Below are 13,208 nucleotides of genomic sequence, written 5' to 3'. Positions count from 1 at the left end.
CCCCGGCAGCCCCGCTGCGCGGGGCTTTTTCATCTGTCTCCGAGGCAATAGCAGCGCCAGTCTGCGAGGAGCAGAATAGCGGCGCTCCATGAAACTGCTTCATGGAGAAATTGGCACATGCGCTGATTAATTCTGCGCATGATGCTATAAAAATTGCAGCTATTTATCCGAATTCCTCATCCATAACAGTATCGGAGACAAACATGGAAACTCTGGAACAGCGCACCATCTCCAAGATCAGCTGGCGGCTATTGCCACTGCTCATGGTCTGCTACTTCATCGCGTATCTGGATCGCGTCAACATCGGCTTTGCCGGGGCAAGCATGTCCAAGGACCTGGGGTTTACCGCCGCAGTCTTCGGCAGTGCTGCAGGCATTTTCTTCCTGTCATACTTTTTATGCGAGGTCCCCAGCAATCTGGCGCTGGAGAGGTTTGGCGCACGTAAATGGATCGCCCGCATCATGTTCACCTGGGGCATTCTGTCCGCAGCGCAGGCCTGGGTGGGAGGCGCCACCAGTTTCAACGTGGTTCGCTTTCTGCTGGGCATTGCCGAAGCAGGCTTCTTCCCGGGGGTGATCTTCTACATCACCCTCTGGTTTCCCGCCGCCTACCGTGCACGCATCGTGGGCTGGTTCATGTTTGCCATCCCCATCTCCACCGTGATCGGCGCACCAATCTCCGGCTTGATCCTGGATATGGATGGCATGGGCGGCATGCACGGCTGGCAATGGCTGTTCATTCTGGAGGCCCTACCTGCTGTCCTGCTGACCTTTGTCGTTCTTTTCTACCTGCCCGATGGCCCGCAGGATGCCAAATGGCTGTCTGCCGACGAACGCGCCTGGCTGGACAAAACCCTGGCCACCGAACGCCAGAACCGTGAATCCATCCATCACATCTCCTGGAAGCAGACCTTGCTCAATCCCAAGGTGATCGCGCTGGGTTTTGTCTACATGGGCATCACCGTGCCGCTGTACGGCCTGGGCTTTTTCCTGCCGCAGATCATCAAGGGATTTGGCGGCCTGTCCAATGTGCAGATCGGCTTCATCAACGCCTTCCCCTATCTGGTCGGCGCCATCGCGATGATCTTCTGGACGCGCGGCTCCGACAAGATGAAGGAACGCAAATGGTTTGTGCAGATTCCCCTGCTGTGCATCGTTGCAGGCCTGTTGATCGCAGCCAACACCTCTGCGCCGGTGCCCAAGATGGCGGCCGTCACACTGGCTGCCTTTGGCATCTTCAGCGCATTGCCTACCTTCTGGACCCTGCCCACCGCGTTCCTGAGCGGCACCGCCGCAGCCGCCGGGATCGCCTGGATCAACTCCATCGGCAACCTGGGCGGCTATATCGGTCCCACGATTTTCGGCAGCCTCAAGGACAAGATGGGCAATGACGTGTATGCCGTGATGTTCCTCGCGTCGCTGGCAGTGGTGGCCTTCTTGCTGGTGCTTTTCATGCGGCATGACTCTCGCGCGGAAGGTTTCGAAATAAAGGCGCAGCCTCACTAAGCAGGCATCTCTACCGCTCCCCTGACACGCGCCTTCGGGCGCGTTTTAATGGCGCCGCAGCACTAGATGTGAAAGTCTACCGTCGCCGCCTGGCCGGCGGTTGGGCGCAAGACACCCGGGGTATCGTCCACAGCGCCTGCCTTGCCATGCAGTGCAATATCTGCGTTATCCAAAGCGCGCGCACAACTGGCCCCGAACAGCAGGATCGCGGATGAAAAATAGATCCACATCAGCAACACCACCAGCGAACCGGCCGCGCCGTAGGCTGACACCACGGCGGCAGTGGACAGGTACCATGCCAGCACCTGCTTTCCAACGGTGAACAGGAGTGCGCCAATGCCAGCGCCTGCAATCAGGTAACGCAGCCTGGGCTTGTCGCCCGTGCCGATGCGCATCATGCCAACGAACAGGGTGACGGTGATGACGAATGACACCGCCTCATTGACCACCCCCATCAACAGGCTGGGCGCCTGCATGTGCAGCACCGTCCCCGCCCATTTGGTGGTGACGCTGAGCATGGTGGTGATCACCAGCGAGATCAGCATCAAGAAGCCCAGCACCAGGATATAGCCCAGACCACGCAACCGCTGCATCAGCGAATACCACCAGGGCGTGCCGCTCTTGTCCACATCCTGCCCATGGTTCCACAGGCGCTCGAGCGAGGTCTGCAGTTCCACAAACACACCGGTGGCACCTGAGAGCAGCATCACAAAGCCCACCGCCGATGCGATGAGGCCTTGCGATTTGGTCTGCGCGCTCTGCAGTGCACCACGCACCACCCCTGCCACCTGGGTGCCCATGACCGATTCCACCTGGTGGATCAGCGTGGACTCGATGTATGCGCGGTCGAGCCACCAGCCCAGCAAACCCACGATCAGCAACAGAAGCGGTGCCAGGCTGAGCATGCCGTAAAACGACATGGCCGCACTCATGCGCAAGCCATCGGCCCCCAGCCACAATTGGACTGCGTTGTAGAAAGGCTGAAGCGGATGAAAGCGCCTGGAAAATTGCTGCCAGGCCGTTGGAGGCGAATCGTGCATCCCCCGATTCTGACGCGGCAGCCCTGCTCTGCCGTGTCAGCAATCGGCCATAGCTTGCTCAAATACTCAGGTTCTGCGGCGCCTTGCCCCCAGCCCCATGAGGCCCGCGATCACGCTCAGTACCGCAAGAGCCCATGCAGACAGCGCTGGAACACCCACAGGCGCGGGCTGCGCGGAGCCATCCTGAACAACCACGCTCAAAGGCGTCAGCGTTTCGCTGGGGGCGTTCTCCGTATCGCCTGCATAGCGTGCAGTCAGTGCATGGGTGCCCACGGCCAGACTGCTGATCGCCAGGTTCGCCGAGCCGCCGGCTCCCAGCGGCACGCTGCCGATTGGCGTGCCATTGTCCATGAAGGTGACCGTTCCGGTGGCCGCTGCCTTGGCTTCAGTTGCCTTGCTTTCGGCTGCCAGCGCGCTCTTGGGCTTGGCGGCCACCGTGGCGTTCAAGGTCAGAGGCTGGCCCGCAATGACCGGATTGGGTGTTGCTGCCAGCGTCAGCATGGTGGGTGCCTGGGCAACAGGCGAGCAGGACACAGCGATGTTCGTGACATTCGCGCCGCTGACCGTGCCACTGCCTTGGGCCACCGTGCATGTCTGCGCTGGAGACGTGGGCTGTGCCAGTACGGTGACCGCATAGGCAGCAGCGTCGGCAAGCGGAGCTGCAAAGACGATGCTGCCATTGGCGCTGACAGGCAAGCTCTGCGCACTGTGGCTCTCGCCCAGCACCAGGCCGGTGCCCGTCAGGCCGGAGACGGTTCCCCCCAGGGTGTAGCGGCTTGGCGTTGTGATCTCACCGACCGACATGCTGGTATTGACGGTAACGGAATTGCCGGGAGCCAGGGCCCGCGACCATTGGAGTGCGCCACCGTTTTCATCACAGTTGGTATCCACACGGTTTTCGAGTTGCGCGCGATCGATCTGCCGCCATATGGAATTGAAATAGCCCGCAAAATAGGCGTCCGGAGCCGTTTGCGGAGTCAGCACCGTCGTATGCGGTGCAGCGCCCGCTACGGGGCAGCCGCTGGCGCCACCAGCCGTGCTTGCGCCCTGCCCGCCAGCACTGGCGGTGGCGGCTTCAAAATAAGGCTTCGTCTTGCCCTCGCCCGTTGGTGATGCCAGTGCTGCACCCAGCATGATCTGCGCAGCCCGCGTGGTGCCAATGCCGGCAGCATTGTCGAGCGTGAATGCCTTGGTGAACTGCCGGCTGCCATTGACATACTGGACAGTGAGCGTTGCAGTGACACCGGTATTGCCCAATGCGCTTTTCACGGTCACGGTGAACGGATCGGCGGCAGTTCCGCTACCGGAGACCCCGCTCAAGGATTTCGGCGTGTAGGGAGTCCCTGTGAGCGTGAAATCGGTGATGTGCGAGCCCAGATGCTGTCCGAAGTCCGGCTTGAACAGCTCCCCGGACCACGCAACGATGAAGCCCATGTCGGCCGTTCCGTCCACCACGGTGTAAGGCTGAACCAGCCCTCTGCCTGGTATATCGCTGCTGGTGACCTGGAACGAGTTGTCTTCACCCACCCTGATCTGCAGTGGCGAGCCGGCAATGGTAACCGACGGTGTCGTTGCGGCAGTGGCAAGTGCAGGCAGCAGGGCCGGAGCAAGCAGCAGCACACTCGCTACAGAGCGGCGCGCAAGCGAAGCCAGGGCATGGGGATGGGCGTTCCGCACGGAAAGAAAGTCTGCCGCGCATTTTTCCGGGGATGTCAGAGCCGGCCGGGTACTGGGCCTCAGAACGGCGAAAATGGGTCGAGAAAAGGGGATCGAAAAAGGCACAGACTGTCTCCAAAATGGCTCGAAAATGGATGTTCTGCGAAAGCATAGGAGGCTTTGCCGAGTGCTTGGGGCACCTGATATGCCAGCCGCTGACGCGGGGTGATGGAGGGCAGGTGATTTCGACGAATGACTGAAAAACGCCGACGAGCGCCCTGTGGCGTATCTTCTAATTTGGCTTCTCGATCACTTCATCACTCCGTCAACTGCTGGATGCATCTGGGTATATCCAGCCCTGGCACGGCCCGAAGACCATGAGCCATTCAACGCTTGACATTCACACAGTGGCAATCTTTAGCGTGCGTCACTAGGCCGAAGCGTTCTGGAAGCCCTTCATCCGTCGTTGCATCGCCTTGTCGTACTTGTGCAAAGGAAAGACATGGATCCGGCAAACCATCAGAGAGAGAGTTTTGGCAAGGCTCTGCGGCAGGCCACGCTGCGTCTGAGCCTGTTGTACTGGAGCTGCATGTTCGTGGCAGACAGTGTGCTGGGCTACTTCATCCGTATCGATCCGGTCGAATCCGCTCCGCTCAAGTTCGTATTGTTCGGCGCCAGCGCGCTGATGACCTATGGCATGTCGAGAATACTGTTCCGCCTGCGTCACATATCTTTCACGCGCAAGGCATTGCTGTGCTTTGGCATGACGGCGGTGGCAGCGCCCATCTTCACCGCCATCGACTTTCTGAACTACATGCTCTGCGAGTACCCCGAGCCTGTGTCCTTCGATCCGCTGTATGCCGGCTACATGCTGCTCGAAGGCGCTTCCATGCTGTTTGGATGGAGTTGCCTGTTCATGGCGCTGCTCTACAACTTCGAAGTCCGAGACCGCGAGCGGCGCCTGGCACTGGTGCGGGAAGAGGCCCTGATGGCACAGATGCGTGCGTTGCGTTACCAGGTGAATCCGCACTTCCTTTTCAACACGCTCAACTCCATTGCCGGTTTGATCGAGGAAGGGGCTGCGACACGGGCCGAGCGCATGGTGTTGTCGCTTTCCACCTTCCTGCGCACCACACTGGCGCTGGACCCAATGCATGACGTGGCGCTGGCAGAAGAGTTGCGCCTGCAGCAGGACTATCTCGCCATCGAGCGCGAACGTTATGCGGATCGGATGGATTTCACCGTCGACGTGCCCTTCGATCTGCAGCAGGCCCTGGTTCCCAGCCTGCTGATACAGCCATTGATCGAAAACGCCATCAAGCATGGCGTCGGCCAGACACTCGAGCACACACGGATTCATATCGTGGCCCGGCGCCGCCAGGAAAATCTTTGGCTGGCTGTGGAAAATGACGTGCATCCCGGCGCTGCATGCCGGCAAACAACGACCGGGTTCGGGATCGGGCTGCGCAATGTGGCCGAACGCATCCGGATGCGCTTCGGCAAGGAGGGCGCCTTCCGCATTGACACCGCCGATGACACACGCTTTCGCGTCGAGATCGAACTGCCCTGGAGAGTCGCATGAGGCAGTTTGATGTACTGGTGGTGGACGATGAGCCGTTGGCCCGACGCCGACTCCAGCGCATGCTGCGTCAGCTGCCGTGGGTCGGGGCCATCGAGGAGGCGGCCTCCGTTTCCCAGGCCCTGGATCGCCTGGCGCAGTCACCTGCGCATATCGTGTTGCTCGATATCCAGATGCCCGGTGGCAGCGGATTCGACCTGCTGCGACAGTTGCCCGACGAGACCGATCCACCGCCAGCCGTTGTCTTCGTCACCGCCTTTGATGACCAGGCCTGTCGGGCCTTTGACGCCAGCGCGATCGACTATGTCACCAAGCCCATTGAGCCGGGACGTTTTCACCTTGCGATGGAACGCGCCCGCAAGGCGAGCGAGTTGCGCAGCAGTGCGCAAAGGATTGCAGAGCTGGAAGAAGTCATTGCGAGCCTTCGCCGGGCAGCTGCCCCTCCGCCTCAGGGCTTGACCGAGCTCTGGGTCAAGACCCAGGGCCAGTATGTGCGGATAGCGGCGGCCAGCATCCTGCGGATACAGGCCGAGCGGGACTATGCCCGCATCCATGCGGATGGACGGGAGTTTTTGTACAACGCCAGCCTGACCGAGCTGGAACGCGAATTGCCACAGCAGGATTTCATCCGTGTCCATCGCAGCACCATGGTGCGCATCGATGCGATCACTCGCGTGGGCGTAGGCCCCTTCTCATCGTTGACCATGGTGCTCTCCGACGGCACCATGGTGCGGGTCGGCCGCACCTACACCGCAACGGTCAAGGCGCGGCTGGTGCAGCGTTCACGATAGAACCACCGGCAAGCGGAATGGATTGCCAACCAGCGCAGCGACCAGACAGTGCTGGCCCCTGCTGCGGCAATATGTTGGAGGCGGCCGAGTCGCCGTGCTTCGCACAGCCCCGCCTTTCACCGCGGCATCCAGTGCCTGCATCCGAGGCGGGGGCTTTTCAAAAACAAGGGCCTGTCCACGCGCTCTGTGTGAACAGACCCGGCCTTCAGGATAGCGCTCAGTCGATGCGCGCAATGACCGCGCCTGCCGCCTGGTAGCTGCCCGCATCGGCCTTGAGGCTGATGCGGCCCCCACGGGGTGCATTGACCTGCATTTCCATCTTCATCGCTTCCATCACCGCGATCAGATCGCCTTGCTGCACCGTGGCACCATCGGCCACCTTCCAGGCCGTCAGGGTGCCAGCCGAGACGGCGGTCACCGCATTGGCATCGGCCTCTTCCTGTTGGGTTGGAGAGGCGGCTGCAGCATGCCCGGCAGCAGACAGACCCGACAGCAGCGATGCGGGCAGACCCAGCATCACGCGGCGGCCATCCAGCTCGATCGCCATGCGCTGCAGGCCACTGCTTTGCACAGGCTGCGGCCGCGTCTCGGGCCGGGCATCCCACTGCGGCATCAGTTGGGTTTCGATCCAGCGGGTGTGCACGCCCATGTGCTGGCCATTCACGAAATCGTCGTGGGCCATCACCGCCTCGTGGAAAGGCAGCACCGTGGGCACGCCATCGATCTTGAACTCCTTGAGCGCGCGGCGCGCACGCTGCACGGCCACTTCGCGCGTCGGCCCCCAGACAATGAGCTTGGCCAACATGGAATCAAACTGGCCTGCCACCATCGATCCGCTTTGCACGCCACTGTCCACCCGCACGCCAGGCCCCGAGGGGGCGTCAAAACGCGTCACCAGGCCAGGTGCAGGCAAGAAGCCACGGCCCACGTCTTCGGCATTGATGCGAAACTCAAACGCATGGCCATAGGGAGCGGGCACGCTGGTGTCTGCCAGCACCTCGCCTTCGGCCACGCGGAACTGCAGACGCACCAGGTCGGTACCGGTGGTCTCCTCCGTCACGGGGTGCTCCACCTGCAGACGGGTGTTGACTTCGAGGAAGGAGATGGCGCCGTTCTGGCTGAGCAGGTATTCCACCGTGCCCGCCCCCACATAGCCTGCGGCCTGGCAGATCTCGCGTGCCGACTGGTGGATACGTTCGCGTTGCGCGTCGGTCAAAAATGGCGCAGGCGCTTCTTCCACCAGCTTCTGGTTGCGGCGCTGCAACGAGCAGTCACGTGTTCCCAGTACCCGCACATTGCCATGCTGGTCGGCCATCACCTGCGCTTCGATATGGCGCGGCTTGTCGAGGAATTGCTCGACAAAGCATTCGCCACGGCCAAAGGCAGTCACCGCCTCACGCACGGCAGCGCCGTACAGCTCATCAATGTCTTCGGCTTTCCACACCACCTTGAGGCCACGGCCACCGCCACCAAATGCCGCCTTGATGGCAATCGGCAGACCGTGCTCGCGCGCAAAGTCATGCACCTCGGCCACATCCTTGACGGGCTCAGGCGTGCCAGCCACCAGAGGGGCGCCCACGCTGAGCGCCAGCTTGCGGGCCTGCACCTTGTCGCCCAACTGCTCGATGGCCGAAGGGGGCGGGCCCACCCAGGTCAGGCCCGCATCGATCACGGCACGGGCAAAGCCGGCGTTTTCGGACAAAAAGCCATAGCCGGGGTGCACAGCGTCTGCCCCGCTTTGGCGCGCCACGGCGATGAGCTTGGCAATGTCGAGGTAGGTATCTGCCGGGCGCTGGCCTTGCAGTGCATAGGCCTCATCGGCCATGCGCACATGCAGCGCGTCGATATCGTCATCGGCATACACGGCCACACTTTGCAGGCCATGGTCGGCACAGGCACGGATGATGCGGACGGCGATTTCGCCACGGTTGGCAATCAGAACTTTTTTCATGGCTTCAGCCTTTCGCACCAAGCGAACAAAGGAGGGCGAAATCGCCGTTGTCTGCTGCGCAGGCACTGCAATTTGCGGAAACGTCCGCTACGCGGTTGTTTTCGCCACGGTTGGCAATCAGAACTTTTTTCATGGCTTCAGCCTTTCGCACCAAGCGAACAAAGGAGGGCGAAATCGCCGTTGTCTGCTGCGCAGGCACTGCAATTTGCGGAAACGTCCGCTACGCGGTTGTTTTCGCCACGGCTGGCAATCAAAACTTTTTTCATGGCTTTTATCCTTGTATTTCTTCAAATGGCTGCAGCACATTGAACTGCAGCCATGCACCCACGGGCACCTGGCCTGCCAGGTCGAGGTGGTGCGAGGCTACGCAGGCGATCACGGGGTAGCCACCTGTCAGCGGGTGGTCTGCCAGAAACAGCACCGGCTGGCCGCTGGCGGGTACCTGGATCGCGCCGAGTGCCGTGCCTTCGCTGGGCAGCTCCTGCGTGATGCTGCGGGCCAATGCTTCATCGCCGGCAAGGCGCAGGCCCACGCGGTTGGACTGCGGTGTGACTTGCCAGCGTTGCGCTGCAAAACGCGCTACCGCCTCGGCGGTGAACCAGTCGGTGCGCGGGCCCATCACCACATCCAGCACCACGGTGTCGCCGCTCTGAGGCAGCGGAGGCGGTGCCATATCGGGTACCTGTACCACGCCGTTGTGCTGCGCATCGCCAATGGCCAGTTGCATGCCGGTGGCCAGCGCGGGCGGACCAATACGGGCCAGGGTGTCCGTGCTGGCACTGCCCAGCACCTGCTCCACCAGCCAACCGCCACGCACGGCCACATAGCTGCGCAGGCCGGTCTCGGGCTCGCCCAGTTGCATCACATCGCCATCGTTCAATGCAATGGCCGCATTGCGCATGGCCTGCCATGCCCAGCCGTCGCGGGTCTTGACGGTGAGCGCGCCGGTCGCGCCCGTCACGGCTACCACGGTAGCGCCAACGCTCTGCAATTGCAGGCCACCGGCTACGGATTCGAGCACGGGCAGACGTGCATCATTGCCCAGCAGGCGGTTGGCACGGCGCATGGCTCCTTGATCCAAGGCTCCTGCGGCCGACACGCCCTGGCCCGCCTGGCCAGCACGGCCTGCGTCCTGCACCAGGGTCTGCAAACCCGCAGCGCGCACCTGCATGGCTGCGTTGCTTTTGCTGGCGGCCTGCACTTTCCCGGTGCCCTCATCAGAGGTCTTTTTATCGGCCCGATTTGCAGATAGCGCGCCACCGGCTTCATTTTGTGTAGCCGCATCGACGAAGCGCACACGCATGCCCGGCTGAAGAAGCGCGGGTGGATCGCGCTGCAGATCCCACATCGGCACCTCGGTGCGGCCCAGCAATTGCCAGCCGCCTGGCGTGTCGTTGGGGTATACAGCGCTGAACGTACCCGCAATGGCTACCGAGCCTGCTGGCACCCTGGTACGCGGCGTGCTGCGGCGCGGAACCTGGAGGCTCGCATCGCCGCCGGTCAAGTAGGCAAAGCCGGGGGCAAACCCGCAGAAGGCCACGCTGTAATCTTCACCGCTGTGGCGGCGAATCAGCTCGGGCACGCCAATGCCCAGCAGCCCGGCAACTTCGGCAAGGTCCTCACCGTCGTAATGCACGGGAATTTCAACGCGTCGGCCTGCCACCAGATCCTGCTGGCCCAGCTGAAGCGCATCGATATGGCGCCGCAGCGCCACAGCGCTGGTCTGCCACCGGTCAAATTCGATCAGGATGGTGCGCGCGGCGGGCACCAACTCGCGCACACCCGCTGGCACCTGGGCCTGCAGTGCAGCCAGCAGATCGAGGGTGTGCGCCAGGTCCTGCAACTCCACCAGCAGGCTCTGGTCGCTCACCGGCAGAAAGCGCATGCTGCGCGTGGCAATGGCCGATACGCTCATGCGGCCGCCTTGTCCATGAAGGAGCGAATCTGCACGCCGGACGCTTCGAGGCGCTCTCGCACCGCGCGCGCCATGGCCACAGCACCCGGGCTGTCGCCGTGCACACAGATCGAATCTGCCTGCACCTGCACCACCGAGCCATCGTTGGCCTGCACGGTGCCTTGCTGCACCAGTTGCAGCATGCGTTGTGCCACCAGCTCAGGGTCGTGCAGCACAGCGCCCGGTTCGCGGCGCGAGACCAGCGTGCCTTGCGGCGTGTAGCCACGGTCGGCAAAGGCCTCGGCAATGGTGGTGAGCCCCGCCTCCTGCGCCCACTGGGTCAGGGGCGATCCCGCCAGCACCACCAGCGCCAGGTGGCCGCCGACGGCTTGCATGGCTTCGATGACGGCAGCAGCCTGCTTTCTGTCCTGCGCAATGGTGTTGTAGAGGGCACCGTGTGGCTTGACATAGCGCACCGTGGTGCCTGCGGCGGCTGCCAGGCCTTGCAGGGCGCCAATCTGGTAGATCACATCGGCCACCAGATCGGCATGGGCCACATCCATGTTGCGGCGGCCAAAGCCCACCAGATCGCGGTAGGCAACGTGTGCGCCCACCACCACGTTGTTGGCCCTGGCCTTCTTCAGGGTGTCCAGAATGCCGGCGGCGTCGCCCGCATGAAAGCCACACGCCACATTGGCGCTACTGACAATGGAGAGCATGGCGGCATCATCGCCCATGGTCCATGCGCCAAGGCTCTCTCCCAGGTCACTGTTCAAATCCATGGTCAGGGACATCGCGTTTCCTTTCAGTCTTTTATAGGAGGTTGACCGGCGCCGACCAGCAGGTCCTGCCCGTGGGGAGCATGCGCCAGTTTTTGTAAACCATGCTCTTTTAACGGAACATCAGGAAATAAAGCAAGAAGACGTTGCAGATCAGGATGCCCAGGGCGGTGGGAATCTGGGCCTTGATCACGGCATTGCGGTCGGGCAGCTCCAGCAGCGCCGCAGGCACGATGTTGAAGTTGGCCGCCATGGGTGTCATCAAGGTGCCGCAGTAGCCCGAGAACATGCCGATCGCCGCCATCACGGCGGGATCGCCGTGGTACACATTCACCAGGATTGGAACGCCCACGCCACCCGTCATCACCGGGAAGGCGGCAAATCCATTGCCCATGATGATGGTGAACAGTGCCATGCCCAGCACATACACTGCCACGGCTACAAAGCGCAGATCCATGTTGATGTAGGTGGTGGTGACGTGTGCCACGGCCTTGCCCACACCCGCATCGGAGAACACCAGGCCCAGCATGCCCAGCATCTGCGGCAGCACCAGGGCCCAGCCCATGGCGTCGATCAGGCGGCGCGATTCGCGCAGGCCTTGGGCGGGCGTCTCACGCGTCATCCAGCAGACCAGCACCAGGCCGATGATGCAGCCCAGCGCCAGGCTTACCAGGGTGGCGTTTTTCGGGTCGATCAGAAAATCACCGGCGATCTTGAAATCCTTGAGCAGCACACTGCCGATCACGGTGACGACAGGGATTGCCAGCGCCGGAATGAACAGCTTGTTGCCCAGGCGCAGTGCGCTTTCCTGGTTCTGCGCCTCGGTGCGCATCTGCGGCTTGCCACCGCCCACGCCCTTGACCAGCACGATCAGCGCCAGCACGATCACGCCCACGCCCACCACCTCGGGCGGCATCTTGTCGCCTAGCAGGAACATGATGGCGTATACGCCCCAGAACAGGCCGGTCGTCCAGCGCTTGGGGTTGGATGCATCGAGAAAGTTGAAGACAGCGGCACAGGCCATGATGAGGCCGGCCAGCCAGTACACCTGGGTGATGCTGAAAATCATGCTGCACCTCCTTGGGACTGGGCATTGCCAGCCTGGGCAGCACCTGCGCCGGCCATTTCCCTGGCAATCGAATGATCCAGACGGTACAGGCGGTAGGAGTGGATGATGAAGGCGCAGATGGCGGTAGGAATGCCCCACAGTGCCACGTGGATGGGCTCCACATCGATGCCGGCCTCATGCAGGAAGGTGGTCATCAGCACGATGGCGCCGAAGGCCACGAAAATGTCTTCGCCAAAGAACAATCCGACGTTGTCCGTCGCCGCACTGAAGGCGCGCAGGCGATGGCGCAGGGTTTCGGGCAGCTTGCCATAGCGTGTTTCGGTCGCACCTTCAGCCATGGGCGCCAGCAGTGGACGCACCATTTGCGGATGACCGCCCAGGCTCGTCAGACCTGCGGCAGCCGTCAGCTCGCGCGCCGCCAGGTAGACGATCAAAAGACGTCCTGCGGTGGCCGACTTGATGCGGCTGATCCAGTTCTGCGCGTGCTGGCGCAGGCCATGGCGCTCCAGCAAACCGATCACTGCCAGCGGCAATACCAGGATGAGCGGCAGATTGCGGGTTTTGACAAAACCCGACCCCAGAGCCGCCAGGATTTTCTGCACCGGAAACCCGGCCACTGCGGCCGTGACCAGCGCAGTCACCACGACCACGACAAAGGGATTGAACCGCAGGATGAATCCCGCGATGATGACGGCCACCCCGAGAAGGGGCCAGAGGTTGACGATAGTGCTGTCCATGGAGAACCCACAGGTTTGTTATGTGTTCGGCACCCGCCTGAAGCATCAAATGGGCACCACTTTTTTTGTTCAACAACCAAAGAACATAGACATTGCTAAATCCATGTTTGTTGAACAATTTAAAAGTTTAGCCAAACAAAACAGACACCATTGACCGGGTAAACCCGTATCTTTGTGTGACAGTAGGCCCCCATTGAGAGGATTTAC

General features: G+C 61.9%; 12 protein-coding genes. 3 read left to right on the top strand and 9 right to left on the bottom strand.

Annotation, left to right across the window (positions count from 1 at the left end; genetic code table 11):
• Positions 1-203: 203 nt before the first annotated feature.
• Entirely contained in the window at positions 204-1,505 is a 1,302-nt protein-coding gene (locus ACH2DG_RS09530; RefSeq protein ID WP_395025729.1) for an MFS transporter, read from the top strand.
• Between the two features lie 62 nt (positions 1,506-1,567).
• On the opposite strand, the gene ACH2DG_RS09525 is transcribed toward ACH2DG_RS09530, so the two are convergent.
• Together ACH2DG_RS09525 and ACH2DG_RS09520 are read right to left on the bottom strand one after the other, a co-directional pair.
• Positions 1,568-2,545 carry a YihY/virulence factor BrkB family protein gene (locus ACH2DG_RS09525; RefSeq protein WP_395025727.1) on the bottom strand — a complete coding sequence of 326 codons (978 nt, stop codon included), beginning with the start codon at positions 2,543-2,545 and terminating at the stop codon, positions 1,568-1,570.
• A 66-nt stretch (positions 2,546-2,611) separates the two neighbouring features.
• On the bottom strand, positions 2,612-4,222 hold the full coding sequence (locus ACH2DG_RS09520) for an IPTL-CTERM sorting domain-containing protein (RefSeq protein WP_395025726.1): 1,611 nt from the start codon (positions 4,220-4,222) through the stop codon (positions 2,612-2,614).
• A gap of 481 nt (positions 4,223-4,703) precedes the next feature.
• On the opposite strand from ACH2DG_RS09520, the gene ACH2DG_RS09515 reads away from it, so the two are divergent.
• Together ACH2DG_RS09515 and ACH2DG_RS09510 are read left to right on the top strand one after the other, a co-directional pair.
• Entirely contained in the window at positions 4,704-5,783 is a 1,080-nt protein-coding gene (locus ACH2DG_RS09515; RefSeq protein ID WP_395025725.1) for a sensor histidine kinase, read from the top strand.
• Positions 5,780-6,571: a LytR/AlgR family response regulator transcription factor gene (locus ACH2DG_RS09510; protein ID WP_395025724.1), complete on the top strand. Its 792-nt coding sequence runs from the start codon at positions 5,780-5,782 to the stop codon at positions 6,569-6,571. The genes ACH2DG_RS09515 and ACH2DG_RS09510 overlap by 4 nt, the downstream gene beginning before the upstream one ends.
• A gap of 217 nt (positions 6,572-6,788) precedes the next feature.
• Here ACH2DG_RS09510 and ACH2DG_RS09505 read toward each other — a convergent pair whose 3' ends face one another.
• The 7 genes from ACH2DG_RS09505 to ACH2DG_RS09475 form a co-directional block, all read right to left on the bottom strand.
• A complete protein-coding gene (locus ACH2DG_RS09505) occupies positions 6,789-8,522 on the bottom strand; it encodes a biotin carboxylase N-terminal domain-containing protein (RefSeq protein ID WP_395025722.1) in 1,734 nt (577 codons plus the stop codon).
• A 4-nt stretch (positions 8,523-8,526) separates the two neighbouring features.
• Positions 8,527-8,655: a hypothetical protein gene (locus tag ACH2DG_RS09500; protein WP_395025721.1), complete on the bottom strand. Its 129-nt coding sequence runs from the start codon at positions 8,653-8,655 to the stop codon at positions 8,527-8,529.
• Between the two features lie 4 nt (positions 8,656-8,659).
• Complete coding sequence (locus ACH2DG_RS09495; RefSeq protein ID WP_395025719.1) at positions 8,660-8,788, bottom strand: hypothetical protein; 129 nt, start codon at positions 8,786-8,788, stop codon at positions 8,660-8,662.
• 5 nt (positions 8,789-8,793) lie between these two features.
• Positions 8,794-10,407 (bottom strand): 5-oxoprolinase/urea amidolyase family protein, encoded by a 1,614-nt coding sequence (locus ACH2DG_RS09490; protein WP_395025816.1) that lies wholly within the window; start codon positions 10,405-10,407, stop codon positions 8,794-8,796.
• A gap of 26 nt (positions 10,408-10,433) precedes the next feature.
• Positions 10,434-11,204, bottom strand: coding sequence for a LamB/YcsF family protein (locus ACH2DG_RS09485; protein ID WP_395025815.1), 771 nt, complete (start codon positions 11,202-11,204; stop codon positions 10,434-10,436).
• A gap of 103 nt (positions 11,205-11,307) precedes the next feature.
• Positions 11,308-12,264, bottom strand: coding sequence for a DUF979 domain-containing protein (locus ACH2DG_RS09480; protein ID WP_224150869.1), 957 nt, complete (start codon positions 12,262-12,264; stop codon positions 11,308-11,310).
• Positions 12,261-13,001 carry a DUF969 domain-containing protein gene (locus tag ACH2DG_RS09475; RefSeq protein WP_224150868.1) on the bottom strand — a complete coding sequence of 247 codons (741 nt, stop codon included), beginning with the start codon at positions 12,999-13,001 and terminating at the stop codon, positions 12,261-12,263. Before ACH2DG_RS09475 ends, ACH2DG_RS09480 begins: the two co-directional genes overlap by 4 nt.
• Between the last annotated feature and the right edge of the window lie 207 nt (positions 13,002-13,208).

It is taken from the genome of Comamonas odontotermitis, from assembly GCF_040396735.1.
In the GTDB taxonomy this organism is placed as follows: domain Bacteria; phylum Pseudomonadota; class Gammaproteobacteria; order Burkholderiales; family Burkholderiaceae_C; genus Comamonas; species Comamonas odontotermitis_C.
This window is presented reverse-complemented; position numbering and strand designations above follow the sequence as displayed.

Coding starts and splice junctions, on each gene's coding strand:
- ACH2DG_RS09510 (WP_395025724.1), top strand. CDS start 5,780: ATGAGGCAGTTTGATGTACTGGTGGTGGACGATGAGCCGTTGGCCCGA.
- ACH2DG_RS09495 (WP_395025719.1), bottom strand. CDS start 8,788: ATGAAAAAAGTTTTGATTGCCAGCCGTGGCGAAAACAACCGCGTAGCG.
- ACH2DG_RS09500 (WP_395025721.1), bottom strand. CDS start 8,655: ATGAAAAAAGTTCTGATTGCCAACCGTGGCGAAAACAACCGCGTAGCG.
- ACH2DG_RS09490 (WP_395025816.1), bottom strand. CDS start 10,407: ATGCGCTTTCTGCCGGTGAGCGACCAGAGCCTGCTGGTGGAGTTGCAG.
- ACH2DG_RS09525 (WP_395025727.1), bottom strand. CDS start 2,545: ATGCACGATTCGCCTCCAACGGCCTGGCAGCAATTTTCCAGGCGCTTT.
- ACH2DG_RS09480 (WP_224150869.1), bottom strand. CDS start 12,264: ATGATTTTCAGCATCACCCAGGTGTACTGGCTGGCCGGCCTCATCATG.
- ACH2DG_RS09515 (WP_395025725.1), top strand. CDS start 4,704: ATGGATCCGGCAAACCATCAGAGAGAGAGTTTTGGCAAGGCTCTGCGG.
- ACH2DG_RS09505 (WP_395025722.1), bottom strand. CDS start 8,522: ATGAAAAAAGTTCTGATTGCCAACCGTGGCGAAATCGCCGTCCGCATC.
- ACH2DG_RS09475 (WP_224150868.1), bottom strand. CDS start 13,001: ATGGACAGCACTATCGTCAACCTCTGGCCCCTTCTCGGGGTGGCCGTC.
- ACH2DG_RS09530 (WP_395025729.1), top strand. CDS start 204: ATGGAAACTCTGGAACAGCGCACCATCTCCAAGATCAGCTGGCGGCTA.